Below are 26,052 nucleotides of genomic sequence, written 5' to 3'. Positions count from 1 at the left end.
CCGCAAACGCCCGGAATTCAAGTGCGACACGCTTTTCCTGTTAATGTTCCCTGATTGATTCGGGGAAGCCGGACAGGGCTGGGCACTTAACGTTCATGGCAAAGGATTCCGACCCACTGGCGGATGCCTTCGGCACCAAGGAGACCGGCGGGCTGTTCTCCGGACTTGTGGCCGAGGAAAGCGCGTTCGACCGCCGCATGATGTGGCGGCTGGGCTCCTGGGGTGTGGCAGCCGTAGGCGCCGTCGTCATCGCGGTGATGGCCAATCAGGCCCAACTCGGCTGGCGGCGCGACCAGGTTGCGTCCGCCGATCTCGCGCGCCAGGCAGAGCGGCTCCAGGCGCTGGCCAAGGAGAGCCAGAACGAGGCCCGCCGGCTTGCGGCCGCCATCGAGACGCTGAACACGGATCGCGACCGGCTCTATTCCCGTGTCACCGTGGTCGAGCAAGGGCTCGATTCCGTCACCGGCGCCATCGCCAAGCAACCCACCGCACCACCGCAGCCCGGCAAGCCGCAGGATGCCACGCCGACGGCGCCCAGCGTCGCGCCGGTCGCTTCGACCCCCGCCTCCGCCGGCGACAAGCCCCGCACCGAGGCCGCCAAGGACACGCCCAAGGACACGCCCAAGGATACGGTCACGGTCAAGGATACGCTCAAGGAAGTTGCAAAGGAGCCGTCGAGCCTGCCACCGCAGACTGCCGCCGCCGCCTCGCTCGTGCAGCAGCCGCTGGCAGCGACTTCGGCGCTGCCGACCATACCGCTGGTGCCGTCCAAGTCGATCATGGCGCCGCCCGATCCAGCCGCGTCGAAATTGATTCAGCCCGAGACAAACGAGAAGGCCGCCGAGAAGAAAGTCGAGCCGGCGCCCGCCCCGACCGAAGTCGTCGCGACAGCCGCGAAGGCACCTGAGGCAGCCGAGAACGAATCCCCCGCCATCGCGGTCCAGCAGACGCGTTTCGCGATCGACCTCGGCGGCGCCAATTCGATCGACGGCCTGCGCGCGCTCTGGCGCGGCCTGAGCAAAACCAATCCGGAAATCGCAGCACTGCGACCGATCATCATGATCAAGGAAGGCAACACCGGCCTCGGCATGCAGCTTCGCCTGGGTGCCGGTCCGCTGGTCAACGCCGCCGCCGCCGCAAAATTCTGCGCGAGCCTCGCGGAGAACGATCGTCACTGCGAGACCACCGTCTTCGACGGCCAGCGCCTCTCGATGCGCGGCGGATCGGAGAAGGGACAAGAGAAGTCCCAGGACAGAGTTCAAGAGAAGAACTCCGAGAAGAACCAGGACGCGGTCCCGCAAGCCGAAACCGCGCCCGCGCCGAGTGCAAAGCCCGAGAAGCCGCAGCGCCGCCGCAGCTACTCCTCCAAGCGCTCGTCGAAGCGCGAAGAGCCCGCGCCCCCGCCTGCGGCGCAGCCCGCGCCGGCGAAGCCGGAGACCGCGTCTGCGTCCGCGGGATCGACGCTGTCGTCGTTCTTCAGGCGATAAACATTGCGCCTGAACGGGCGGTGAATGCCGGCGTGTTTTTGCGCGCGCCGATGAACCTAAATTTCGGTCCGAGAAGAGAAACCACCCGTCAATTGCCAAGTTGTCCCGGTCGTGAACCGGAGCGGCCGATGTGAGAAATCACGCGCGCCCGCCTCCATGACCTCGGGAGAAACCCACGTGAAGACATTGATCATCGCAACGGCCGCGCTTCTGGCGGCATCTCCGGCGCTTGCGCAAACGACGAAATCGCCGGGCGCCTCGAGCAACGCGCCGGGTCAGCAAATGCACAACACAAAGAAGCCTTCGACAGGACCCGGCGCGTCCGAATACGCCCCTGGTCACCAGACCAATACCACCAAGGGACCGGGCCACTCGGAGAGCGCGCCGGGACAGAAGATGCAGACCACCACGGGCTCGAACACCAGCAAGAAGTGATGGTGCGCGGTCGCGTTCTACTCTGGCAGATGGCGTCGACCAGGCTGGTCGGCGCCATCGCCTTGTCGAACGGCGGCTCGCGCTGCCTGATCGCCGATGATCGCTCAGAGTTGCGCGGGCATGCGACCATCGGACGCTTGGATCTCAGCGGCTCTTTCTCACCAAGTTGGCGTTTAGTCCCGATCTGCCGGGCGCACGCCAAGCGTCCGTCTCCCGAAACGCACGAGCTTCGATGAACGAACTGGATGATGTGCTGAGGCTTCTCGTCGCGGCGGGAACAGGGCTGCTGATCGGCATCGACCGCGACATGAACGACAAGCCGGTCGGAATGCGCACCCTGGCGCTTGTCGCTCTGGGCTCCGCGCTGGTCTCGATCTCCGTGATCGAGTTCCAGAATCTGCGTGACCACCCCGATGCGATCTCCCGGGTCATTCAGGGCGTCGTTGCCGGCGTGCTGACCGGTGTCGGCTTCATCGGCGCGGGCGTCATCCTGCACGACGCCAAGGCGAAGACCGTGCACGGCCTCACGACCGCGGCAACCGTCTGGATTGCGGCGGGCCTCGGGATTGCCTGCGCGCTCGGAGCCTGGCTGCTGGTCGCCGCAGCGATCGCCGTCACGCTGCTCGTGCTGTTCGTTCTTGGCTGGGTCGAGCGCCGGCTGGGATTGAAATAGGCAAACATACCAAATGATAGGGAAGAGGTCCGCGTAAGGCGGCAGTATCCGCGACGGATTTTGATTCGGAGCGGAGATGACGGACGCGAAGTTTCTGCGGGAGCAACTCGCGTTGATCCGCGAGCTGGCCGAGCAGGCGGACCCCTACATCAGAAAACGCCTGCTTGCATTGGCTGAGAAATACGAGCGACGGCTCGCGGACCAGAATCGGGCGACGCAAAGCCGGCTTTGACGGCCCCTCGCGCACGTCGTGGGCGAGCCGGATCAACAGAAACATCCCCTGCCCTGTTGCCTGCCCGCGCCATCACGACCATATTGCCGCCATGACAAAAAAGCCCTTCCGCCTCTCGCCCTACCAGGTGCAGTTCCTGATCGTCGTCGGTTTCGCGTCCGTCGGCTATGCGCTCTATCTGCGCTACCTTGCGATCGAGCTGTCGCAGGTCGCTCTCACCTGCGACGCCGGGCTTCAGACGATGATCTGCAAGGCGCGGTCGGTCTCGACGGTGCTGTTCAAGAATTCGGTGTTCGGCATCGTCGCGCTGGTGGTTGCGACGCTGAACCTGATGCGGCCGTCGATCGTGCTGCTCACCGTCGGCATCATCGCCGCCGGCCTCGGCATCGTGCTCTACAATGTCGTGCTGTCGGGCCTGGCGATCGGCCTGTTCATTCTTGGGTTTGCTCGGCCCGCGCCCGCCACAGCGTGAGCGCGAACAACAGATAGATCGTGCAGGTCCACAGCGACTGCCAATTGTCGCGGCCTTCGTTGAAGAGCACGAACACCGCCGACAGCGCCAGCACGCCCGCGAACACCGATTCCGCGATCGGACGCTGGCCGATCTGCGGCCGGTTCAGCATCAACAGCGCGAACGGCACGACCGCCATCGTCAGAGCGGCGTAGGGAAAATCCTTGTAGCGCGGGTCGAAAACGAAACCGAGCGCAGTCGCGGCCGCGATCACGGCCGTCACCGCGAGCGTCAGGCCGAGCACCGCGGTGAGCTTCGACCATTTTCGGCCCTCGCGCGGACCGAGCAGATCGAGAAAGGTCGGAAGGCTGCGGCCGATCACCATCGCCTGCGCGCAGAAGATCGGCGACAGGATACCGCCCGCGAGCAGCGCGCCCCAGAGCAGCCAGCCGCCGATGCCGTAGCTCTCATAATAAAGCTTGTCGGCGCCGATCCCGAGCAGGCTGCCCGCCGTCGTCGCCGAGATGGCGACGCCGAGCCAGGCCGAGAAGCGCGGCGTCCACGGCCGCCGGCGCAACGTGATGAGCGCAACCGCGAACACCAGCACGGAAAGGCCCATGCCGGCGCCCATGTACCATTTCCAGTACGGGAAATTGCTGATCGGCTCGCCCGGCGGATATTTCAAGCTGCGGCGCACCGAGTCGTACAGGCCCCAATAGCCGCCGACGGTGCCTTCCAGCTTGCGCTTCCACGGCTGGTCGTAGGACTCGATCAGATTGATGCGAAACTTCTGCGCCTTCGCCAGAGCCAGGATTTCCGAGACCACCCGCGCCTGGTTGGTGCGTGAGGGCAGCGCGCCGTCGCGCATGCGCCCCTCGCTCGGCCAGCCGGTCTCGCCGATCAGGATTTCCTTGCCCGGAAACGCCACCGCCATGCGCTCGCGGATCGCCTCGACATGGGCGGAGGCGAACTTCGCCTTCACCGGCATATCCTCCCAATAGGGCAGGATGTGAATGGTGACGAAGTCGACGGCGTCATAGACCTCGCGGTTCTTCAGCCAGAATTCCCAGACGTCGGCATAGGTGACGGGCACGCTGACCTGCGTCTTCACCAGGCGGATGATCGAGACGAGGTCCGCCGTCGTCATCTCGCCGCGCAGCAGCACCTCGTTGCCGACGATGACGGCGGTGATGATCGCGGGGAATTCCTTGGTGAGACGAATGGCGAGCGCGGCCTGCTCAAAATTCTTGGCTCGGTTGCTGGAGAGCCAGATGCCCTGCAGCACTTTCAGCCCGCCGACCTTGGCGGCGATCGCCGGCACCTGGTCGAGCCCGTTCTCCAACGAATAGGTGCGGACGCAGTCGGTGATTTCCTTGAGCTGGCGCAGGTCCTGCTCGATCTGCTCGGCCTCGATATGGGTCCACGCGTTCAGCGGCGTCTGCTCGCCGCGGAACGGCGCGTAGGAGACGCATTGGACCTTCTCGGCGGGATCGATCGGGGCGCGCGCGAGCGTGATCGGCGTCGCCAACCACCACCACACGGCAGCAATCGCACCCAGTGAAACGAGCAGAAGCGCCAGTGGCGTACGAAGTGAAATCGGTTCCGTCCTCCGCGAAGGGTCCGTCGATTACCTGCTTGCACGCCGTCTGCCAAGGGGGTGTCCAAAGAGGGTGCCCAAGCGGGTGTCCAAATGCCGATCCACTCTCAAGGATCCGCGCCTGCCCTTAAGGAATGGGGCTGCGGCTGTTCGACCGGGGCCTAGCATCGTGACTTTGCTGGACAAAATTCCAAATACAGGTCATGGACTCGGAAAGACTTTTCCGCCGCATTGGAGACCCATTTGGACGCCATCACCGGCGCGTCCGCGGGATCCTGACGCGGACGGCCAGCGGATACATTGGGGAATTCATGCGGCAACGGGTGTTCGAGTCACGAAATGCGGTCCTGCGGCAGTTCGCCGCCACCTTGGCCGTCTCCTGCCTTCTCGTTCTCGCCGGTCTCGGTGGCGCTTCCGCCCAGAGCGGCACGCCCGCGCCGGACCAGGGCAAGGCCGCCGCCCAGCCCGCCGACGCCGCCAAGGATGCGGCCCAGAACCAGCGCCGCACCGACGAATTCGCCGAAGCGGCCCAGGTCATCAGCGGCCCGGCCGGCAATCCCGAATGCGTCTGGCTCGGCCGGCGCGTGGTGCGGCTGATGTGGCGGGATGACCTCGATACCGCGTTCCGCCATCTCGACCTCTATGACCGCTTCGGCTGCCCCGGCGGCCACATCCAGGCGGCCTTCCGCTGCCTGACCCGGTTCGGCGGCCAGATCGATCCCAAGGTCGCCGAGACCCTGGACAGCCGCGTGCATGCCTGCTGGATCAACCCGGCGGCCCAGCCGCAGCAGGCGGCGGCCGCAGCGGCACAGCCGGCCGCTCCCGCGGCCAACAATGCGCAGCCGCAGCCGGCCGCCAGCCCATCGCCCGCGGCAAGCCCGACGCCGGCGCCCCAGAAATAGCCGCGATCGTTTCAGCTGTCGTTCAGAAACGATCGGCCATAGACGCGGTTGGCACCGCCGCGCGTCGTTCGAAAAAGGCCATGCCCTCATAAGGACATGAGGCCATGACAGTTGTGAAACCGTGCGACGGAGATATGCTCCCTTTGCCGCGGACTTGGTCGGATCTCGGGGGCGGATCCGCTTCCCTGCCCCCTCAGCCCCTTTTGGTTTAGCCGCGATGCGCGTTGTCGCCGCCGTTTTGTTGCTCGTGTCTGCGCTTCACGCAGGGCTATGGGGAGTCTTGCGCGACAAGGAACCCGCGCCCGACTTCAAGGGCCTGTTGCCCAGCGTCTCCTACGCGCCGTTCGAGGGCTCGGCCCACCCCGACATCGACAACATCCCGACCGTCGAGAAAATCCGCGCCGACCTGAAGACGCTGTCGACCATGACGCGCGCGATCCGCCTCTATTCGTCCACCGGCGGCGTGGAACTGGTGCCGCCGATCGCGGCCGAGTTCGGCCTCAAGGTCACCGTCGGCGCCTGGATCGACAAGGACAAGGATCGCAACGAGCGCGAGATCAAGGCCGCCATCGAGCTCGCCCGCAAGAACAGCAACGTCGTCGGCGTCGTCGTCGGCAACGAGGTGATCTACCGCGGCGAGCAGAAGGTCGAAGACCTCATCGACATGATCAAGAAGGTGAAGGGCTCGGTCCGCGTGCCCGTCACCACCGGCGAGATCTGGAACATCTGGCGCGACAATCCCGACCTCGGCTCCAGCGTCGATTTCATCGCCGCGCACGTGCTGCCCTATTGGGAAAACTTCCGCTCCGACCAGGCGGTCGACCAGGCCGTCGACCGCTACAATCTCTTGCGCAACCTGTTCCCCGGCAAGCGCATCGTGATCGCCGAGTTCGGCTGGCCGAGCCAGGGCTACAATTTGCGCAACGCCGATCCGGGTCCGTTCCAGCAAGCCCTGATCCTGCGCAATTTCGTCAGCCGCGCCGAAGCCATCGGCATGGAATACAACATCGTCGAGGCCATCGATCAGCCCTGGAAATTCTTCGAAGGCGGCGTCGGTCCGTACTGGGGCATCCTCAACGCCAGCCGCGAGCCGAAATTCGCCTGGACCGGTCCGGTCGAGAATCCCGATTATTGGAAGCTGATGGCGATCGCCCTCCTGGTCGGCATCCTGCTGTCGCTGCCGATCCTGCGGATCGAAAAGCCAACCGCGAAGCAGGCCTTCCTGCTGTCGGCGACCGCCAACGGCGTCGGCGCCTGGGTCGCCACAGTGTTCGCCTTCTGGAACAGCCACTACTTCCTCTTCGGCTCGGCCTTCGCGCTGACGCTCGGCATGATCCTGCTTGTGCCGCTCGTCCTCATTGCGATGGCGCGCATCGACGAGATCGCAGCCGTCGCCTTCGGCCGGTCGCCGCAGCGGCTGCTCAGCAAGGGCAAGCCGGTCGAGAACGTTCCCGAGAATTACTGCCCAAAGGTCTCGATCCACATCCCCGCTTATTTCGAGCCGGTCGAGATGCTCAAGCAGACGCTGGATGCGCTGTCGCGGCTGAACTATCCGAACTACGAATGCGTGGTCATCATCAACAACACGCCGGATCCCGCGTTCTGGCAGCCGATCCAGGACCATTGCCGCGCGCTCGGTGAACGCTTCAAGTTCATCAACGCCGAGAAGGTGCAGGGCTTCAAGGCCGGCGCTCTTCGGATTGCGATGGAGCGCACCGCCGCCGATGCCGAGATCATCGGCATCCTCGACGCCGACTATGCCGTCGATCCCGACTGGCTGAAGGACCTCGTGCCTGCCTTCGCCGATGCGCGTGTCGGCCTCGTGCAGGCGCCGCAGGAGCATCGCGACGGCGATCTGTCGATCATGCACTACATCATGAACGGCGAATATGCCGGCTTCTTCGACATCGGCATGGTCCAGCGCAACGAGGCCAACGCCATCATCGTGCACGGCACGATGTGCCTGATCCGCCGCGCGGCGATGGACATGGCCGGCGGCTGGTCGTCCGACACGATCTGCGAGGATTCAGATCTCGGCCTTGCGATCCAGGAGCTCGGCTGGACCACCCACTACACCAACCACCGCTACGGCCAGGGCCTCCTGCCCGACACCTACGAGGCCTTCAAGAAGCAGCGTCACCGCTGGGCCTATGGCGGCCTCCAGATCGTCAAGAAGCACTGGCGCTATTTCCTGCCCGGCAAGAGCCGGCTGACGCCCGACCAGAAGCGCGAATATGGCCTGGGCTGGCTGAACTGGCTCGGCGCGGAAAGCCTCGGCGTGGTCGTGGCGCTGCTCAACCTCGTCTGGGTGCCGATCGTCGCCTTCGCCGACATCGCCATTCCCGACAAGATCCTGACGCTGCCGATCATCGGCGCCTTCATCGTCTCGCTGGCGCACTTCCTGTCGATGTACCGCGCCCGCGTCGCCATCAAGCCCGGACAGATGCTCGGCGCCATGATCGCGGCGATGAGCGTGCAATGGACGGTCTCGCGCGCGGTGGCGCAGGGCCTCATCACCGAGCACATCGCCTTTGCCCGCACCTCCAAGGGCGGCCTGTCCCGGATGTCGATCGAGTTCCAGGCGTTCTGGGAGGCCGTGATCGGCACCCTGCTCCTGATCGGCGCGGGCGTGCTGATCGCCACCAACAGCTACCGCCAGATCACCGAAATCTACATCTTCGCCGGCGTGCTGGTGCTGCAAAGCCTGCCGTTCCTGGCCGCGGTCGCCATCGCCATCCTCGAGCTCAGCCGCATCAACTCGTTCCAGTTCTGGCGCGACAGCGCGATCCGTACCGCCGAGCTGATCGGCCTGCGTCCGGTCGCGCTGCCGGCCCCCGGCACGCCGCAGCCGGTGCCGAACGAGGTGCGGCGGGAAACCCAGTGATTGAGGCTCCGCGATAGCCTTTGGACCTCGTGATTAAAAGACTCGTGGTCTTCGGCGTGGATGACGGCCCGCCAATTCGGGTTGAGCTTTCCGCCTTAAGCGGCGGAAACCGCGAGCAAATCCCCGCCCCTGCCGCGTCTTTCGGCAACCACCCAAGCTATTGACCTCAGCGCCCCATCCCCCTACACAGCGCGGGCCGAAAGCATGATCCGGAAACAGCCGGTTTTTCCCCGCGACGCCAGCTTGAGCGCAGCGGCAAGACATGCTTCTCGAATGTCCGACCACGATGGCGATCTCTTTAAGCCATCAGCGGCCATGGGAGCGCGTAGCTCAGCCGGTAGAGCACGTGACTTTTAATCACGGGGTCCTGGGTTCGAGCCCCAGCGCGCTCACCAAAGCTAATGATACAAAAGCAACACGTTATAGCTGTGCCAAATTGCGCCCGGGCGGGCATGTCAGCCCCGACAACCGGACAACGATCCGCAACCTTCGCCAAATTCGATTTTCTATACGAGTCGAGATTATCGGAGATAGAAGTCATTCGGACCCGCACACCGGACTGGACTTAGCCCAATCGTGTGTCGCCCCTTTACGGTTACGCTCGTGATCGGCTGGGCTGCGGTAGCCATCTGCATCTGAAGTTGTTTCCAAGGCTCACCATGAAGCCGCCATCGCTCGCAAGCGATTCGGCGCAACGGATGGCCATGATGCCAAACCGTTTGCAGCCAATTCGCCTCTGGACCTCCACAACCACTCCGTGTATGCACCTAACGATTGTCTAAAGACAACAAATTGTGTCGAGGGTTGCATTGGTTGACTCGTTCCAGACCGTGCGCGGGCGCTCCTGGATTGCCGTTAGCATCGGTTCCATGGCCATCGGTCTTCTCGGGGCATTTGCCACAGTCGTCGCGCTTGATCCGTTCGGACGTCTTCGTCTCAGCAAGAGTGAAGACGTTGGATACAACGAAGAACGACCCGCGATGGTGTCACGGGCGATCGATCCTCGGTTTAACTCCGTCATTATCGGCAACTCAGCATCGATGCCTCTAATGCCGCAAAGTTTGAGTAAGCTAACCGGGCAGCATTTTGTGACCCTTTCTATCTCTGGCTCGGGTGCGCCGGCCTCCATCGCGACGATGAAGTTCTTTCTGGCACATCATGAAGATGCCAGGATCGTGGTCGTCGGGCTGTTGCCGGAAACATGGTGCGGCGCCAATAACAGCGAGCGTAGGCCCTTTCCGTTTTGGCTCTATTCCTCATTGCCGCACTATTTGTGGGGCCTTGCAGGCGCAACATCTTTCCAGATGTTCAAAACTGTCTTTGCGAACTGGCAAGCCAAGAAAGCGGACGGCTACCGCCCCTACATAGCAGTCGATGGCTACCACAGATTTATCGGCCCGTTTGAGCAGGCTAGCTACGACGACATCAACTTCGTTCGCTCTGTTCTCGACAAAGGCGTGAGACCAGATAAATCCACCAATCCAAGCAACAGCTTTCCGGCCGTCCAAGAGCTCATTGATCACATCGGGAAACCGTCGCGCGCGTTTTTCGTCCTGTTGTGGACACCGCGGTATATCGGCTATACGCCAGCGCCGGGAAGCGCCGCAGAGACAACTGACCGCGAATGCAAATTGAAGTTGGCTCATGCAGCCACTTCCCTCCCAAACGCCACCGTCCTCGATTGGTCGGGAGCCGAACGTCCCGGAAATAGCGTCCCGGCAAATTTCTTTGATCCCATCCATTATCGGCGCGCTTATGCCGCTCAGATCGAGGAGGACATTGCTAGAGTAATTCCGACTGTAGTGAAGGGGCCGTAGCTTGCTATTCAACTCGTTTAGCTACCTCGCCGTCTTCCTACCTGCTGCGTGGCTCATTTATCTTGGCACATGCAAATGGTTGCCCCGCTGCCGACTCGTCGTTCTGCTGGCGATTTCGATCGCATTCTACGGATATTGGGATCAGCACTTTATTCTGTTGATCGTTCTCTCAGTCCTGCTCAACTGGCTCACGGCACGCTGGTTCGCTTCTGCGGGGCGGCAATGGATCATCTACGGCGCCATCGCGGCCAACATCATCGTGCTCGGGGTTTTCAAGTATCTTAACTTCCTACTGGGGTTGCTGCCGTTTGAGTGGGGAACGTTGCATTTCGATATCGCCCTGCCGCTTGGCATTTCCTTCTTCACTTTTCATCACGTCATGTACCTGACGGATCTTCGACGAAAGCTTGCGCCCCAATACTCGCTCGTCGAGTATGGTCTCTACATCTCCTTTTTCCCGCAGGTCCTTGCCGGTCCACTGGTCAGGTGGCGCGAAGTCATGCATCAGTTCGCTGCTTCCCCCTTTCCTAGTTCCTCCCTGGTGGGCGACAGCGAGCAGTGGCAACGCGCGGCCTACGGCCTGACACTGATCATCCTCGGCCTTTGTCAAAAGGTTATGCTGGGCGATCATTTGGCAACTGTCGCCAATCCGGTATTTGCACAGGCCGCTTTGTCGCCAGTCAGGCCGGTCGACGCATGGCTCGGTACGCTTGCCTTCACCTTCCAAATCTTCTTCGATTTCTCCGGCTATACCGACATGGCCATCGGCTCGGCTCTGTTGTTCGGCATCACCTTGCCCCAGAACTTCAACGCGCCGTACCGCGCAACATCGCTCCAGGACTTCTGGCGGCGCTGGCATATGACATTGTCGCGTTTTCTGCGTGACTATCTCTATATTCCTCTCGGCGGCAACCGGCATGGTGCTGCCCTTCAGCTTTACGCGCTGCTTGCAACGATGACACTCGGCGGTCTGTGGCACGGAGCCAGCCTGACCTTTGTCGCCTGGGGCGCGCTGCATGGCATCGGACTCGGCTTCGAAGCAGTCTGGCGTCGCTCGCGGCTCGTCGTGCCCGCGCTGATATGCGGACCTCTCACCCTCCTGTTCGTCGTCTTCGGTTGGGTGCTATTCAGAGCGCAGAACTTCGAGGCGGCGAGGCACATCTACGAAGCCTTGCTTTGGCTGCGGAGGGGCGGCACTGATGCTCACCTGGACCTCCGTTTCTCGGCAATGATTGTTGGTCTCGCCGGGCTGCTTGCTTTTGTTCTTCCCAATACATCCACTCTCGTGTCGCGGCTTCCGCCGAGACCAGTCTGCGCCGCCGGCCTTGGCCTTCTCGCGGCTTGTGCCATACTTGCGCTAAACTCGGCGGAGAGCTTTGAGTTCATCTATTTTCGCTTCTAGCACGTAGGATGGGTTGACCTCTTGCGAAACCCATCACTCGTTGCGATCGACACAGCTGCGTTCCGCGATCGATTTTTCGAAGCAATCCCCAACGGCCCCTTCGCCGCAAAAGCACGCCAATTTCCGATAACCCCAGTAGTCGCCCCGAGATGAACTCCCCGCAGCATCCGCCTATTGTGCCCTACCCCTTCAGGCATTTTGGCGATGGTCTGCGCAGCGAAAGACAGCCCGCCCGTTCTGATCTGCTCCAAGTGCGGACGGCCGATGACGTTCTTGGCGACGCTTCCCGCCATCCTCAATCTGCCTGCAGTCCATGCTTTCCAGTGCCGCCCCTGTCTGCGCGTCGACACCATTCCGCTGGCATAGCACTCGGCGCCTAAGTCGGTTTGAGCTCTTGCAAAACCCGTCACTCGTTGCGATCAGCGCCGCTGCGATCCGCCATCGGTTATCGGAGCAATCCTCAAAAGGCAGCGAAGTGGCCGACCGACTTGCCAGCGATGGGTTTCGCAAGTGCTACACCCGTAACGCGCCAATCCGAATCTCTCGAAGCTCAACCTGCTCAAGCCGTGCACCGCGTGTGCAACGCGAAGATTATCCCCGCCTTTATAAGGCGGGAACGGCACCATCTCTGCCAAGTTATCCCGCTACCGGAGGTAACTGAAGGAGGTAGACATGCCGGTATTCATACTCTGGGCCGTCCCTACGGTGCTCGTCATCGGCGGCGTCGGCTACTATTTTCTCCGCGTAGTTCACTAGTTGAGTATTTTGGCCACGCTCGAATGCTGATGACGGTTGCCAAAGTCTAGCCGGCATTGGCATTGCCGGAAGCCCGGCGTCGACGTCATTGCCCGACGCTGGGCGGCCGCGCCAGGCGCCTCTTTGGCCGATCGGGTTTTGCCGACGATTTGAGTTTAGCAGTCCGGTGGATTGGTGCGGCCGGTTTGCGGTCGGCGCTACGCATCTGTTGCATTTGCTCGGCCGCGATCACGCGGGAGCGCAAATTTTCTAACTCGGAACGCCCGGAAGCAAGCTCGTCGAAACGCTGTTTCAGCACAGCGGCGTGATCACCAGTGCCCATTGTACGCCCCCTGGGCTACTCGAAGATCGACCGAGACAACCGGGAAAACTATGCAAATCGGAAATGCGGTGGCGAGGGGACAGTTCCTATTGAAAGTGCCGCGCCGTAGGCGCGGGCGTGCGCTGCAAAAGGCTCAACGCCCCCTATCGCGAACGCGCAGAAGGTCAGATTCACGGGGGATCGAGCGGGCTCCATTGCCAGTGACGGCCCCGGCTGTGGGGGCTTCTGGGGTGGAGGCCGGGGCCGCTGGAGGTGCCTGGACCTTTTGGGAAGGGCCGAAGCAAGCGTAGACTAGGAAAAAGCGGCAATCACTTCTGTTCGCTTTCGTACATTGCCTGTACCATTCCATTTGCGGGGAACGGAGCAATTGCCGATGAAGGACTATCTCGTCCAGATCGAGAAACTTCGGAAAGATGCGGCCGAATGCGCCCTGATCCGCGATTTGGCAACCGATCCAGGCAAGCGCGAATTGTTCGACCGGCTTGCAAGCCACCTCACGGTCCTGGCTGACCAAGTTGAAATGGCCATGCTCGAGCGGAAGACCGCGACTGCCCCGTCTCGGCCCTAGAAAGGCGCGCCGCTTATTGAAAGACACGCCTGCGGAAGGCTGCGCCTGCCGATGCTGCGAGATTTTCTGAGCTCGCCGTTCGCCCAGGCCCGCCCCCAAAAACCCGCTGACAACCCGCCGGAAACGTGTAGGATTCACCAAAACCGGAGGAACGGCATGTTTGAAATCAACGGTTTCGACACGGCGGGCGTCGTCAGTCTCAAGCGGCTGTCACTCGCCGCCGCCCTCAAGAAAGCCAAAGAGCTTACAGAGGACGGGTGCTGGGACGTTCGGGTCGTTGATCCCGCCGGCCGGATCTACACCTCGTTTGAAGAGCAGGCCGCCTAGCCGCCCCGCCATTCGAGCCATCACCAGCCTCCGCTTCCGCGGCTATCCGCCTCGGCCGACGTTTGACGAGGCGTTGTTCAGCCAGCGCAGCGTTGCATCGTCGCTCCAGCCAGGGACGGCAAAGCGCGCCGGCGGAGTTGCATTCGCGCGGGGCCGGTCCACCGCAGGATGGCGTGCGCGGGGGTGATGCACCGGCGCGGCGTTTGCGGAGGTGCACAGCGCCAGCAACAGACCCATGGCAATAAGAGCGCGCATCGCAGCAACTCCAATCGAGCAATCGCCCGCTGTCATCTGATGCCCGATCGGCTCACCACAACCGATTGCGGCTTCACAAGCAGGAGAGAAGCGCGGGCACCTGCGCTGGTGCAAGCAGCTCGCAACTGCCGCGCGCCATGCCATTGCCAGTCAACTCGTTTGGGAGCAGGCTCTCTCGAGGCGCTCAAGACGCCGCACAGGGAGCGAACCATGAAGGAACACGGCCTGGATGGCCGCCACCGCGACAAGGATGGCGCGATCGGCAAGAAGCACGGCAACACGCTGGTCGGCACGTTGCGCAAGATTTACGGAAGAGGTTTTGCGGCCGGCTATCCCGATACGACTGAGCTCAGCGAGGTCCTGCTTCAGCTGAACGAGACGTCGCTGAGCCAGTTGCGTCGCGATCACGACACCGGGCATCTGCAGCACAAGATCGACCACGCCGCGAAGTGACGGACTGTCGGACCTGACGGCCAATTTCGGCTCGACTCGGTCAATCCGGAAGTTGGTCGTCAGCTTTCCGGAGCAGCCGTCGCAGCCGGCACAGTCAGCGGGGCGCCTCCGACCGAAACGGGACCCAGGGGCTTTGCTTCCCGAACCATCCGCTTGCGCATCGCGGCGGACAGTCCGTAGCGCGCATGCGCTCGTCGGATGGACGAGGTGACGTCCGACGTCGTCGTGTTTTGCAGCGCATCGATCTTCGCCATCAACGTGGACAGCTGCGACGAGATCTTCCTCACGTCGACCCGCTCGTCCGTGATGCTCTGCCGCAGCGACAGCAGCACCATCGAATCCTGCTGCAGCATAACCGAGTTCTGGTCCGTTGCCTGATTGGTCTGTTGCAGTAACGCGGTGTGTTGCCGCTGGGCCGCCTGAATGTCCTTCAACGCAGCGATAACGGGATCCGGCTTTGGTTCGGACGCCTCCAAACGCGGAAGCAGCTCAGCCAGCCTGCCGACATTCAGCGAACTAAAATCGGAAGGCGATGTGTAGATCGCCGCCGCGCCGTTGATGGCCAGGGCACAGACCGACAGGGCCAGGACCGATTTCCGGCTGGACCGTTTGATCAGGGCTGGAGCTTCGGAGATTTCGGGTTCGTCCGCTGCTGCGGCGGCTGCAAGTGCTGCAGCGTCGAGTTCCTCGGCGAAGCTTTGCATTTCGAAGGTCGTGGTCATTTGCATTGACCCCAGTGAGCGAGCAACAGGAAACCGCCCCTGGACCGTCCTCGCGACGACCCCTTGTACGCAGCACCCTTACACAACTGTCTAAAATTGTGAGCATTTCCGATTAATTCCACGTTAGCGGCCGAGCACGCCGCCCCCGGCCGACTACGGGGGACCGTGCGAAGAGGAGGCGCTACGCTGACATTGCCGTAGGGTCGGCAAAGCGAAAGCGTGCCCACCGCTTCGATCGCCGGGGCTTGGATGCATGGTGGGCACGGCGCTTTGCGCCTTTGCCTACCCTACGGCAGCCGTTCCTAAGTCCGCATCCTGACTAGCGGATTTCCCGAAGATGGCATCATGCCACCGTTTTACCCGACAAAGCAAACGGGCGTTGCCGCCGGATTCAAAACACCTTGCGCCAGCAGCACTTAGCTACTGTGCATGGGGTTGTTTTCGCATTTTGATGCGCTCTCCCCTCATCGAGCACTCGGAACAGCTCCTCCATCCGCTCGCAGATTACAAATCTGGTCCTATCGGGCTCGTAGCGCGTTTGCGCGACAAAGTCGTTCGCCGCTCGACCTGGGCCTTGGCATCCAGCACCTTGTCTCCAGCTCGTGCGGCTCGCTGCTCTGAAAGGGTCGAGCCTCTCCCTGCCAGACCAACCGAACCAACGCCGCTGTTTCCCTGAGCCTGTGTTGCCGGCCGGAATCTGTTTTGGGAGGACGCCGAACCAGTGGCCGTTTGATCCTCATTGCTCGTGCCGCTCCCAATCGCGCCGATCGGCAGGCCATTTTGAGCGTGACCAGCCCCGGCATTTCTCGCGGCCTGAGCTGCCGCCCGCGACCTTGCGGGCGTGGCGGGCTGAACGTTCGGATTGGTCGGTTGGCTGTTGGTGCCCAGATCGCCGCCGGCGGCGCTGTCCTTTGTCCCCATCCCCGCGGGTGCGGAAGGACCTGCATTGCCCGCACTCGTCCCCATTCCAGAAGGCGCCGAGCCGCCAGCGCTACCCGGCCCGGTTCCCATGCCAGCTCCTGCCGACCCGGCATTTGCGCCGCCTGCTTGCACCAGGGCCAACAGACACGAGCTTGCGACAATCGCGATGATTGGAGGAATGGCATGTGACATCGGACAATCTCCTTCGCCACGCCCCAACTGACTATAAGGGTGGAACAGGGATTCCGCTACGAATTCGCAGTTGTTCGCGCTGACGAACGCGCGAGCCCCTCACCCCTCGTCCAGGACCTCGAACAACTCCTCGACCCGCTCGAATGGTGCATCCTGCATCTTGGCGTAATGGACCACGCGGTCGCCGTCGCGTTGAAGCGACGTTCCCTTCGACTTCCGCAAGCGTCCGGGCAGGAACGTCGCGGCCGCAGCTTCAGGCCCGACGTCGAGGCGGATGATACCTCTGCGCTTGCACTCCAGCCTGAGCCTGGCTGCGGCGAAGAACTCGCGCGCGACCTTCGGCAACGGGCCGAAGCGGCGGGAGGTCTCCTCTTCGAGGTCTTCGAGGTCGTCTTCGTCCGTGCATCTTGCGGCGCGCGCATAGAGTTCGAGCCGCACCGGCTCGGACTGCACATAGGTCTCGGGCAGCATGTCCGCGACCGGCAGGTTCAGGTCAGGCACCCACACCGCCTGCCCCTCATCGAGCTTCTCCGAGGCCATCTTCAGGAGGTGGCTGTAGAGCACCGGCCCGAACACCTGGACGTGGCCGGATTGCTGCTCCGAGAACAGGTCGCCCGCGCCTCGCAGATCGAGGTCGCGCTCGCTGATGGCAAAGCCCGCGCCGGGCCGGCTGAACTCTTCGAGCACGGCCAGCCGCTTCTCGGATTGACCGGACTGCGTCTCGGTCAACAGATGAGCGAAAGCGCGGATGCCGCCGCGGCCGACGCGTCCGCGCAGCTGATGCAGCTGGGCGAGGCCGAACTTCTCCGGCCAGCAGACCACGATGGTGTTGGCACGGGGGATGTCGAGGCCGCTCTCGACGATGTTGGTCGCGAGCAGCACGTCGGCCCTGCCCTCGACGAAGCTCATCATGCGGTCGTCGATCTCGTCGGCCGCTAGTCTCCCGTGCAGGCAGACGATGCGCAGGTCCGGCGCCACTGCCTGCACCCGCGCCAGCATCGGATCGAGATCCTGGATGCGCGGACAGATCAGGAAACTCTGGCCGTGGCGGCGCTGCTCACGCAGCAGCGCGGAGGCGATCGCCGCATCCGACAGCGGCGCGATCCTGGTCGCGACAGGCAGCCGGTGCACCGGGGGCGATGCGATCACGCTGAGGTCGCGGAAGCCGGCCAGGCCCGCGGCAAGCGTGCGCGGGATCGGCGTCGCGCTCATCATCAGCACATGGACATTCTTGGCGAGGCCGGACAGCTTGGCCTTCTCGGCCGCGCCGAAATGCTGCTCCTCGTCGATGATGACGAGGCCGAGATCGTCGAACCTGACGTCCTTGCCACCGAGCGCCTGCGTGCCGATCACAACCTTGATCCGGCCGCTGCGCAGTCCCTCCTTGGTCTCGCGCAGCTCCGCGCCCGAGGTTGCCCGCGACAGATTTCCCACCTCGATGCCGAACGGTGCAAATCGCTTCTGGAACGTTGCGACATGCTGCCGTGCCAGCACGGTCGTCGGCACCGCGATCGCCACCTGCTTGCCCGACAGCACGACGGCGGCCGCCGCACGCAGCGCTACCTCGGTCTTGCCAAAGCCGACGTCGCCGCAGATCACCCGGTCCATCGGGTGACCGGACGCAAGATCGTCCAGCACGTCGGCTATCGCCTTGGCCTGGTCGGTCGTCGTGAAGTAAGGGAAACGCGCGACGAACTTCTCGTAGGCCGAGCCCGGCGGAACCAGCTTGTCGCCGCGCCGCTTGCGGCGCTGGCTGATGTGCTTGGCCAGCGCCTTGCCTGCCACCTGGATTTCGCGCTCGGCCTCACCGCGGCGGGCCCACCACGTGCTGCCGTCCGCCTTGTCGAGCGAGAGCTTGCCGAGCTCGGCCGCGTAGGGCCACATCAGGGCCAGATCGGGCGGCGGCACCAGCACCGCATTGTCGCCGGCGAACTTCAGGCGGATCATCTCCCGCATTGCGCCGCCGCCGGTGTTCACGGTCTGCAGGCCGTCGAGCACGCCGAGGCCGCGCTGGAGATGGACGACCACCGTACCCTGCTCGGGCACGTCGGCATGGTCGAAGGCCGCGCTCCAGGCGCGCGCCATCGGCTGCGGATGATGCGCCCGGCTGCCGAGCACGTCGGACGCCGTCACGACGACGAGAGGCTTCTTCCCCGGCATGACGAAACCGGCATCGAGATCGGCCAGCAGCGCTGCCTCGCCGCTGCGCCCGCGCGCCGCGTCGTCCCAATCTTCGCAGCGCGGCGCCTTGAGGCCGCTCATCCGCTCCATCACGCGCAGATCGTCCTCATGCGCTGCGGCGAGGATCAGTCGCGATCCGGCCCGGCGCGTCTCCTCGACGAAGGCACGCAGCGCCTTCCGGGAGGAGGTCAATTTCGAAAACTCCGGGATGGTCTGGAAGGACGACGCGCGCGGCAACACCTTCATCCCCCGGGAGAGCTGCTTCCAGTCGCGCCGTCCGAGATATTCGCGCTCACGTTCCGCACGCGGCGCGGCCTCCTCGATCGTGTCAAACCAGCCGTCGGCATGCATCGGCACGCCGGCATCGGCAATCCATTTGGCGCGTCCGCAATAGTCGAACAGGTTCGCGCGCTTGCCGCGTTTGCCGGCAAGGCCAAGCCGCTCCGACATGGGATCGACGATAAGCTCCTTGGTCTCGAAGATGATCCTGTGCTCGTTCGGATCGAACGCCACGATCCGCCTGATCGCGCGATCCGAATGCTCGATCCGGAACGGCCCCAGCGCGCCGGCGGGAAAAATCTCGAAGGTCTGGCCGTGAAACAGCGCCCCACCCGGATAATCCGGCTCGTCATCGAGATCGTATCCGAGGGCTTCAAGGCGCGTCTCAAGATCCTGTTCGGAGAACGTGCCGCCCACCTTCAGGCTCACGCTCAGGCGCGACAGGCTCGCCGGCAGCGGCAGTCGCTCCATCACGGCTTCCGCCGTCGAGACGAGAAAGAGCGGCTTCTTGGATTTTGCAAGGCGCCTGAGAACGGAAGCTCTGCGCCCCGCCAGCTCGTGCGACGGCTCGAGCTGATCGAACGGCAGAGTGTTCAAGCGCGGAAATACCAGCACCTCACAGGAGGGGTCGAGCGCGTGAATGACACTGCCGAGCCGCTCCGCCCTGTTCTCGCTCTCGGCGAGAAAAACGATGCCGCTGCGTCCGGACTGCGTCCATTGGGCAAGCAGATGGAGTGCCAGCACGCCGAGCGGCGAAGAGGACGAGATCGCAGTGCGCTGCGCATCTTTGCTCTTCCTTGGCAGCGCCTTGCGTGGCGACGTCTTGTTCGCCGTTGTCTTGTTCGGTGACGTCTTGTGCGGTGACGCCTTCTTCGGCGGCGTCTTGGCCACCCGCGCCTTTTTGGTAAGCCTCACTTGAATCCGTTTCTGGTCGTAAGCCGTCGTCAACTGAACGCCAGCCGCCCTCATTCCGATTCGGCGACTTCTCGCCTTGCATATGGGATTTGCCCGATGAACGCACGCCTGGTGGCAACGTTCGGCGCGGCGCCGCGATCCCGACAATTTGGCTGTTGATCGAGCTCGGGCCGGAACTAGCGCGGCGCGAGATCTGCGTCTGTCGATGCGACGCTTGGCGCGATTGTAAACATTCTGCGCCCGGAGAGAAACGAAAAACCCCAGCGCTTGGAGCCACGCTGGGGCGTTTCGAGCAAAATGAACTGGTCAAGCAATGACGTCTTCATAGCAGCGATTTCACCCCGCGCTTGTGAACTGGTTCACATGTTGCGGCAAACAAACGACCCCGGTGAACCGAGGTCGCCAACCTTTGTGGGGAAGGTTTTCTCGCGGCCCGGGGGCTTTGGGGACTTAGGGATGGGCCGCGAGCCTGGATTCGACGCCTGCAGCGCCCAGTCGTTCCAAAGCCGCCGCTGGAGGTTCGCCCGCGCGGCCAATCGCGCCGGAACGGGGTACCGCGCTCCCCCGGTTTGAGCACGCCCCCGCCGCGCGCTAGGATGCCTTCTTTTACGGAGGCTCATTTGAAACCAATCTTTTTCATTGCCGCCATTGCACTGCTTGCGACGGCTCCCGCCCGCTCACAGCCGCTGGTCGATCCCAACAAGGTTGCTCCCGAATTCCGCGAGGCGGCCGAGAAGCGCCGGGCCGAGCAGTTGCGCCAGCGCGAATGCGCGCTGAAGGCGGATCTCGAGAAAGTGCTGCCCAGGGATCGCACCGCCTTTCTCAACCAGTGCCTGGACACGATGGCGGCCAAGCAATAGCGGCTGACCGTTTTCTAACCGGCCTCTTCCGCCGCCGGCCGCGGCCGATGGCGCTTGCCCGCGCGATCCGCGAGCATCCGACCACGAAGGCATTCAAGCTTTCTTCAGACATTTGGGATCATCTGACGATCCATTTCCCAAAATCGTTGTTGTCCGCGCATGAGTTCAGTCCAGATTCAGTGCACGCGGTGCAAGAACGTGTTTCGCGATCGCGCCGGGCGGTTGCAGGACGGCTATTCCAGACAATGTCCGAGCTGCGAAGTGGTGCTGTTCTTCGCCGAGGATTCCCAGCATCCCTTCGTCAAGCGCGCGATGCGCGATGCGCGCAAGGTCCGCAAGGAGATGCGCGAGGCCGAGGCCGCGAAGCTGGTGGCGCCCGAACCGCAGGCGCAGCAGTCGAGGAGGTTCGCCGGACGAACACGATCGGCGGGACGCGAGGACTAGCTCACCGCCGCCTCTGCTTCCTCGGAAACAGGCGGTCGCGGATATAGCGCGAGGTCGGCGTCAGACGGATGCCGCGCGGCTTCTGCCAGGCGGCGCGGTCGATCTCCTTCTTGTCGCCGATCGCCAGCCTGCCTTTAGCCGTCTTGGCAATGAAGATCGCGTCGCTCATCTTACGACCGGAGCGCTTGTTCCTCGCCGTCACTTCCTTCCAGAGGCTGATCCTGCCGAGCTTCAGCTTGGGCAGCTCCTCCCTGATCTCCCGCCGCAGGCAGTCCTTGTCGGACTCTCGCGCGCGCTTGCGGCCGCCCGGGAACATCCACAGGCCGTCCGACCGGCGTCTGACCAACAAGACCTTGCCGCGCCGGGCGGCTACCAGTTTGGAAGACTTCGCCATTGCTGCCGTCATTGAAACCAGAATCGTCCCGATCGTAACTTGTCTAGTCGAACAGACAAGTTCCCGGCACGTTTTGATCACAGGCCGCGATCCGTCTGGTCCTGGCGGCACGGCGGAAAGATCGCGCCGATCGAGGCAAGATCAGCCCTCGGCCGCTCCCGCCCGATCCTCGGTCCTGATCCAGGCCATCATCATCTCCCAGGCCACCGACAGGATGATCGGCCCGATGAACAGGCCGACGATGCCGTGGGCCAGCGTGCCGCCGATGACGCCGACGAAGATCACGATAGTGGGCGTGGTCAGGCCGCGCCCCATCACGAGCGGCTTCAACATGGTGTCGAGGAAGCCGACCACGACGAGAAACACGGTGAGCAGCAGCGCCGTGGTGACATCCTTGGCGGTCCAGATCCAGATGATGACAGGCAGCAGCACGAGGAAGGCGCCGATCTGCACGATCGAGAGCAGCAGCACGATGAAGGCGAGAAGGCCGGCGCTCGGCACCGCGGCGAGCTTGAAGCCGATGCCGGCGAGCAGCGCCTGCACGATCGCGACGCCGATCACCCCCTGCGCCACGGCGCGGATGGTCGCACCCGCGAGCGACAGGAAATGCTCGGTCTGCTCGGGCACGATGCGAAACAGGAAACCGCGGCTGGCCGCGACCAGCCGCGGCCCATGTGGAAACAAAAAGCCGGCCACGAACACCGACACCAGGAACTGGAGCGTGCCGACGCCGGCATCGCCCGCGAGCGAAAGCAGCGGGCCCGCCAACGGCTGGAGATACGGCGCCACCTCGCGTACCACCGCGCGGACGTTGGTGTAGGCCTGGTCCCAGAGTTCGTAGAGCAAGGGGCCGACCAGCGGCCACGATTTGAGCTGCTCGGGCGCGGCCTGAAGCGCCAGATCGCCGGTGCCGAGCTGATGCGCCAACTCACGCACGCCGTCCACCGCGCTGATGCCCAGCCAGGTGGCCGGGCCAATGACGATACCGAGCGTGATCAGGGTCAGGATCACTGCTGCGGTCTTGGGCCGGCCGCCGAGGATTTTTGCGACCCAGCTGAAGGCCGGATAGAACGCGACCGCGAGCACGCCGCTCCAGGCCAGGATCGGCACGAACGGGCGGATGATCAGGAAGGTCCAGATGATCAGCAGGGCGAGCAGGCCGAGCCGGATCACGAGCTGGATGACATCCTCTCCCGTCAGGAGCTGACGGAGACTTTTCACGGGCACTGCTTTCCTTGCGGCATGAACGCAACTTCCGGTGCTTGCGAGGTCCAGCCGTTATTGCCAGCAACGCATCCGGCGTCAAGGCGACTGGAACTGCTCGGGGCCACGATTAGGAACACATCGGGGCCATCCCGCATTCGAAAGGCGATGACAGACCCTCCCGGAGAATCCGATGCACGCGCGGGAATGCACCGCGGCATCCGCTATTCCCTGAGGCCGAACGCCGCGCCGGGCTATTGGCAATACGCCTATGCGATCGGCGCCAGGGTCCGCTCCGGACGGGTGCAAGGCAGGCTGCGGCAGCTCGCGGTCAGGCGGGTGCAGATGCGCATCGACCGGGACATGCGAAGCGACAGCTGATCCGGCTGCGAGGTCGCGCCGATCTCGCATGGCCCGCGACGGCGGCCGGGCGTGGCTAACGCCCGTTAACCGGATTTCCCTGCCCTGGTTTACGCCACTGCAAATGCCCATGACTACCGTGGGTCGAGGTCAACAAAAAGCATTCCGTCAAATGGCCAACAGCATCTGGACGATCGAAGAATTCACCTGTGCGGGTTGCGGCATGAACTACACCGCGACCAGGGAAAAGCACAGCGAAGCCCACACCGGCAGCTTCAAATGCAGCATCTGCAGCGGCGTGGTGCACGCCTGGTCCGGCAAGCACCATTTTTTCGGCTGGCAGGCGGTGAAGACACGGCCGCCCGTGTTCGGCAGGCGCTGGGCCGACGTCGAGTGGTAGGCAGTCCACGGCGCTGTGATTGCGCCGCGCCGGTCATCCTGGACGGACCGGGATCGGCCGAATTGCACCGGAACCGTTTGGACTCCGTTCACCGATCGCCGCTAGATCAGGGACGGATCCTCCGCGCCGAACAGCAGACATGGCCGATCTCAACGCCGTCCTTACCAGGCTCAACGACCGCCTGCTCCGCCTCGAGGGCGAGCTGTTCGTGCTGCGCTCGCTGGCGCGCGCGACGCTGACGGCGGGCGACGACCATGCGGCGCGGATGCGCAAGCTGGTCGAAGCCGCAAAGATCGCGCTCGACGACGAGGCCAAGCGCCCCCTCGACAAGCCGACACGCAAATATGTCGATGCAGCCACCGCGCTGGTGGAGGAATTGCTGGTCGAGCCGACCCCGGCTCGGCCGCTGTTCACGGTGATCGACGGCGGCCGGCGCGACTGAGCGCGCCCGCCTCAGCTCGGCGATCGATTACCGCCCGTACATGCCGGGCGCGCGTGCGCCGTTCGGAAAGCACTGTCCGCGCGAATAGTTGTAATCGTAGCCGTGCGGACAGAGGCCGCCGCCGCGTTGGCGTCCGTAGTATTCGTGCGGCCCGGGATTCCGCGTGTAGACACCCGGCGCATGATAATCGTTGGGGTAGCAGCGGCCGTTCGAGTGGTTGAAATCATAGCCGTCCGGGCATCGTCCGCCCGGAGCAGCCCTGAACTGAACTTGCTCCACCATGGGCTCCGGCGATGCCGCAGGCACGGTTGCAAAGGCAAGCAGGCCGGCCAGCGCAAGCTCGATCATGACGTCTCCTCCAAATCACGGGGACAAGCCTAGCAGGATTCGTGTCCCACGAAACAACCCGGGGATTGAGACATGGCCGGCCTGAACCATGCATGAACCGGCCTCCGGCTGCGACGATGCGTCGTCCCCACGCCACGCGAGAGCCCGCCTCGCCGCCCCCGCTAGACCGGGCTGGAATTTTCCGCCTTGAGCCGGCTGAGGCCGGCCTCGATGATCGCGATCTCCTCGTCGATCTGGCCGATCGGCAGGCTGAAATCATAGCCGGACCTGCTCTTCAGATCGACCGCGAGCCGCTGCCTGTGCATCATCAGCTCGTCGAGCCCGCGCCGGTTCTTCAGCCGCACATAGCTGTCGACGATCTGCTCAATTGCGCTCGGCATGAAATCTGTCCCGGCGAAAAAGGCCCGCGCGGCGCACAAAGGCCGGCGGGACATTTTCGGTGTCGCGGTACGCAATACAAATCCGCGACGGATTCGTCGATACGCCAGGCTGGTTGAGATCGTGTTACCATTCGATGATTTCGTGATGGGTGGCACGAAAAGGCCGCTGGCGAATACGCCAGCGGCCAAAGCCGGGTTCGAAAACGGATGCGGGTTGAAATGTCGCCAGCCCCGGTGGGCGCATGTCTAGCAGCCGGCCGCGAATACCTCTGTTAAAAACCAAACACAGGAACCGGTTTTATCGCCTCCTTGCCGGCCTGTCGTGGCCGCGCGGCAACGCTAGTCCGTGACGCAGAAATAGGTGCGCGGATATCTGCGATAGGCGCCGTAGCGATAATACGGCCGGTAGGCATAGCCGCGATAGAGCGCCGGCGGCTCCTCACCGTAATAGGCACCGTGATAGAAGTTGGTGACCGTCCCTCCGGCGCAACGATAGGCGTCCCAGGTCGGCCCCACGAACGGCGCGACCCCGGTCTCCGGCGGCACGGCAGGGTACGGCCCGCCGGCATGAGCCGGAGGGGCTACGATCAGTGTCGCGAAAAGGAAAAGCCAGGCGCCTCGCATGCACTCGCTCCCGAGCCGTGCAATGCAGGTATGGAGCACTGGAACGGCCGCCTGCGCAATCGCGAAATGCGTCGCGTCCCGCGCCGGCACATTGTTGATAACCGGCGCAAACGCTGCGCGGGTGGTGACAGGGCGTCCGGACGTGTTATCGGGGGATGACGCAGTTGCGAGACCGGATCGGACACCCATGCGCATTACCCTCGTCGGCTCCCGCCATTTCGGCGTGACCACCCTGAACATGCTCCGGGAGCACGGCGTCTCGGTCGTCCGGGTCGTCGTCGCCGATGCCGAGGATCGGCTCGCCGCGACCGCCAAGGCGGCCGGCATCGACGTCGCGGTCCAGGCCAATCCGAAGCTGGTGGTGGCCTCCGAGATTGCCCCCGATACCGACCTGATCATCACGGCGCACAGCCACGCCCGGATCGGCAGGGACGCGCTCGCCGCCGCCAAGTTCGGCGGGATCGGCTATCACCCCTCGCTGCTGCCACGCCATCGCGGCAAGGCCGCCGTGGAATGGACCATCAAGGAAGGCGATCCGATTGCCGGCGGCACGATCTATCATCTCGCCGACCGCATGGACGCCGGCGCCATCGCCGCCCAGGACTGGTGCTTCGTCAGGAAGGGCGAGACCGCCCGCGAACTCTGGGAGCGCGCGCTCGCTCCGCTCGGCCTCAAATTGCTGGCCGACGTGATCGATTATGCCAAGGTCCACAAGGCGCTGCCGTCCAAGACTCAGGACGAGCAATTCGCGACTTCTGCACCGAGTCTGTCCTGACGTTTACCCTTAACGTGAGGGGGCCTTGATTCCGCTTAGAAAATCGGAACC

Annotated in this window: 26 protein-coding genes and 1 tRNA gene; 19 read left to right on the top strand and 8 right to left on the bottom strand. The window is 63.6% G+C overall.

Translation table 11 applies throughout. From position 1 onward, the window contains the following. The first annotated feature begins 95 nt into the window (after positions 1 to 95). The 5 genes from XI04_RS18020 to XI04_RS18000 all read left to right on the top strand — a co-directional run bounded on the left by XI04_RS18020 (position 96) and on the right by XI04_RS18000 (position 3,299). Entirely contained in the window at positions 96 to 1,487 is a 1,392-nt protein-coding gene (locus XI04_RS18020; protein WP_028144545.1) for a hypothetical protein, read from the top strand. A 177-nt stretch (positions 1,488 to 1,664) separates the two neighbouring features. Then, positions 1,665 to 1,922 (top strand): hypothetical protein, encoded by a 258-nt coding sequence (locus XI04_RS18015; RefSeq protein WP_028144544.1) that lies wholly within the window; start codon positions 1,665 to 1,667, stop codon positions 1,920 to 1,922. A gap of 232 nt (positions 1,923 to 2,154) precedes the next feature. Beyond that, on the top strand, positions 2,155 to 2,595 hold the full coding sequence (locus XI04_RS18010) for an MgtC/SapB family protein (protein ID WP_018317958.1): 441 nt from the start codon (positions 2,155 to 2,157) through the stop codon (positions 2,593 to 2,595). A gap of 76 nt (positions 2,596 to 2,671) precedes the next feature. Further along, positions 2,672 to 2,827 (top strand): hypothetical protein, encoded by a 156-nt coding sequence (locus XI04_RS18005; protein WP_161966444.1) that lies wholly within the window; start codon positions 2,672 to 2,674, stop codon positions 2,825 to 2,827. A gap of 91 nt (positions 2,828 to 2,918) precedes the next feature. Continuing rightward, positions 2,919 to 3,299: a hypothetical protein gene (locus XI04_RS18000; RefSeq protein WP_028144543.1), complete on the top strand. Its 381-nt coding sequence runs from the start codon at positions 2,919 to 2,921 to the stop codon at positions 3,297 to 3,299. Here the strand turns inward: XI04_RS18000 and XI04_RS17995 are convergent. Beyond that, positions 3,259 to 4,818: a glycoside hydrolase family 17 protein gene (locus XI04_RS17995; protein ID WP_271610115.1), complete on the bottom strand. Its 1,560-nt coding sequence runs from the start codon at positions 4,816 to 4,818 to the stop codon at positions 3,259 to 3,261. The two genes, XI04_RS18000 and XI04_RS17995, sit on opposite strands and share 41 nt — an antisense overlap. A gap of 368 nt (positions 4,819 to 5,186) precedes the next feature. Here XI04_RS17995 and XI04_RS17990 point away from each other — a divergent pair, with 368 nt between their 5' ends. From XI04_RS17990 to XI04_RS17955, 8 genes are all read left to right on the top strand, one after another. Then, complete coding sequence (locus tag XI04_RS17990) at positions 5,187 to 5,777, top strand: hypothetical protein (RefSeq protein ID WP_028144541.1); 591 nt, start codon at positions 5,187 to 5,189, stop codon at positions 5,775 to 5,777. Positions 5,778 to 5,994: 217 nt separating this feature from the next. Beyond that, positions 5,995 to 8,661 (top strand): glycosyltransferase, encoded by a 2,667-nt coding sequence (locus tag XI04_RS17985; protein WP_271610114.1) that lies wholly within the window; start codon positions 5,995 to 5,997, stop codon positions 8,659 to 8,661. A 319-nt stretch (positions 8,662 to 8,980) separates the two neighbouring features. Beyond that, positions 8,981 to 9,056, top strand: a tRNA-Lys gene (locus XI04_RS17980). A gap of 414 nt (positions 9,057 to 9,470) precedes the next feature. Continuing rightward, entirely contained in the window at positions 9,471 to 10,478 is a 1,008-nt protein-coding gene (locus XI04_RS17975) for a hypothetical protein (protein ID WP_271610113.1), read from the top strand. 1 nt (position 10,479) lies between these two features. Next, the gene (locus tag XI04_RS17970) at positions 10,480 to 11,880 is read left to right on the top strand and encodes an MBOAT family O-acyltransferase (RefSeq protein ID WP_271610112.1); all 1,401 of its coding nucleotides are present in this window, start codon (positions 10,480 to 10,482) and stop codon (positions 11,878 to 11,880) included. Between the two features lie 1,451 nt (positions 11,881 to 13,331). Then, a complete protein-coding gene (locus tag XI04_RS17965; RefSeq protein WP_028144539.1) occupies positions 13,332 to 13,526 on the top strand; it encodes a hypothetical protein in 195 nt (64 codons plus the stop codon). Between the two features lie 156 nt (positions 13,527 to 13,682). Then, a complete protein-coding gene (locus XI04_RS17960; RefSeq protein ID WP_162832273.1) occupies positions 13,683 to 13,853 on the top strand; it encodes a hypothetical protein in 171 nt (56 codons plus the stop codon). A 465-nt stretch (positions 13,854 to 14,318) separates the two neighbouring features. After that, entirely contained in the window at positions 14,319 to 14,561 is a 243-nt protein-coding gene (locus XI04_RS17955) for a hypothetical protein (protein ID WP_028144537.1), read from the top strand. Between the two features lie 59 nt (positions 14,562 to 14,620). On the opposite strand, the gene XI04_RS17950 is transcribed toward XI04_RS17955, so the two are convergent. Both XI04_RS17950 and XI04_RS17945 read right to left on the bottom strand, forming a co-directional pair. After that, complete coding sequence (locus tag XI04_RS17950; protein WP_028144536.1) at positions 14,621 to 15,289, bottom strand: hypothetical protein; 669 nt, start codon at positions 15,287 to 15,289, stop codon at positions 14,621 to 14,623. A 1,206-nt stretch (positions 15,290 to 16,495) separates the two neighbouring features. Then, positions 16,496 to 19,600, bottom strand: coding sequence for a DEAD/DEAH box helicase (locus tag XI04_RS17945; RefSeq protein ID WP_212475508.1), 3,105 nt, complete (start codon positions 19,598 to 19,600; stop codon positions 16,496 to 16,498). Between the two features lie 791 nt (positions 19,601 to 20,391). Between XI04_RS17945 and XI04_RS17940 the strand changes: the two genes are divergently transcribed. Together XI04_RS17940 and XI04_RS17935 are read left to right on the top strand one after the other, a co-directional pair. After that, on the top strand, positions 20,392 to 20,631 hold the full coding sequence (locus tag XI04_RS17940) for a hypothetical protein (RefSeq protein ID WP_028144534.1): 240 nt from the start codon (positions 20,392 to 20,394) through the stop codon (positions 20,629 to 20,631). Between the two features lie 159 nt (positions 20,632 to 20,790). Then, a complete protein-coding gene (locus XI04_RS17935) occupies positions 20,791 to 21,075 on the top strand; it encodes a hypothetical protein (RefSeq protein WP_212475480.1) in 285 nt (94 codons plus the stop codon). Between the two features lies 1 nt (position 21,076). Here the strand turns inward: XI04_RS17935 and XI04_RS17930 are convergent, their stop codons facing one another. After that, positions 21,077 to 21,469, bottom strand: coding sequence for an NUDIX hydrolase (locus XI04_RS17930; RefSeq protein WP_018317944.1), 393 nt, complete (start codon positions 21,467 to 21,469; stop codon positions 21,077 to 21,079). Between the two features lie 141 nt (positions 21,470 to 21,610). Next, positions 21,611 to 22,690, bottom strand: a complete 1,080-nt coding sequence (locus XI04_RS17925; protein ID WP_370092373.1) for an AI-2E family transporter — start codon at positions 22,688 to 22,690, stop codon at positions 21,611 to 21,613. Positions 22,691 to 22,840: 150 nt separating this feature from the next. Here XI04_RS17925 and XI04_RS17920 point away from each other — a divergent pair, with 150 nt between their 5' ends. From XI04_RS17920 to XI04_RS17910, 3 genes are all read left to right on the top strand, one after another. Then, on the top strand, positions 22,841 to 23,053 hold the full coding sequence (locus tag XI04_RS17920) for a hypothetical protein (RefSeq protein WP_028144531.1): 213 nt from the start codon (positions 22,841 to 22,843) through the stop codon (positions 23,051 to 23,053). Positions 23,054 to 23,204: 151 nt separating this feature from the next. Then, the gene (locus tag XI04_RS17915) at positions 23,205 to 23,432 is read left to right on the top strand and encodes a hypothetical protein (protein ID WP_212475481.1); all 228 of its coding nucleotides are present in this window, start codon (positions 23,205 to 23,207) and stop codon (positions 23,430 to 23,432) included. A 139-nt stretch (positions 23,433 to 23,571) separates the two neighbouring features. Further along, positions 23,572 to 23,874, top strand: a complete 303-nt coding sequence (locus XI04_RS17910) for a hypothetical protein (RefSeq protein WP_018317940.1) — start codon at positions 23,572 to 23,574, stop codon at positions 23,872 to 23,874. Between the two features lie 27 nt (positions 23,875 to 23,901). On the opposite strand, the gene XI04_RS17905 is transcribed toward XI04_RS17910, so the two are convergent. From XI04_RS17905 to XI04_RS17895, 3 genes are all read right to left on the bottom strand, one after another. Beyond that, on the bottom strand, positions 23,902 to 24,222 hold the full coding sequence (locus XI04_RS17905; RefSeq protein ID WP_038949116.1) for a hypothetical protein: 321 nt from the start codon (positions 24,220 to 24,222) through the stop codon (positions 23,902 to 23,904). A gap of 161 nt (positions 24,223 to 24,383) precedes the next feature. Then, the gene (locus XI04_RS17900) at positions 24,384 to 24,602 is read right to left on the bottom strand and encodes a hypothetical protein (protein ID WP_028144529.1); all 219 of its coding nucleotides are present in this window, start codon (positions 24,600 to 24,602) and stop codon (positions 24,384 to 24,386) included. A 339-nt stretch (positions 24,603 to 24,941) separates the two neighbouring features. After that, the gene (locus XI04_RS17895) at positions 24,942 to 25,226 is read right to left on the bottom strand and encodes a hypothetical protein (RefSeq protein ID WP_038949118.1); all 285 of its coding nucleotides are present in this window, start codon (positions 25,224 to 25,226) and stop codon (positions 24,942 to 24,944) included. A gap of 187 nt (positions 25,227 to 25,413) precedes the next feature. Between XI04_RS17895 and XI04_RS17890 the strand changes: the two genes are divergently transcribed. Further along, on the top strand, positions 25,414 to 26,001 hold the full coding sequence (locus XI04_RS17890) for a formyltransferase family protein (protein ID WP_095424117.1): 588 nt from the start codon (positions 25,414 to 25,416) through the stop codon (positions 25,999 to 26,001). The last annotated feature ends 51 nt before the right edge of the window (positions 26,002 to 26,052 follow it).

Source organism: Bradyrhizobium sp. CCBAU 11430 (assembly GCF_028128855.1).
GTDB lineage: Bacteria > Pseudomonadota > Alphaproteobacteria > Rhizobiales > Xanthobacteraceae > Bradyrhizobium > Bradyrhizobium ottawaense.
Note: the sequence above shows the minus strand (reverse complement) of the source record. Positions and strands in the feature narration are given on the sequence as shown.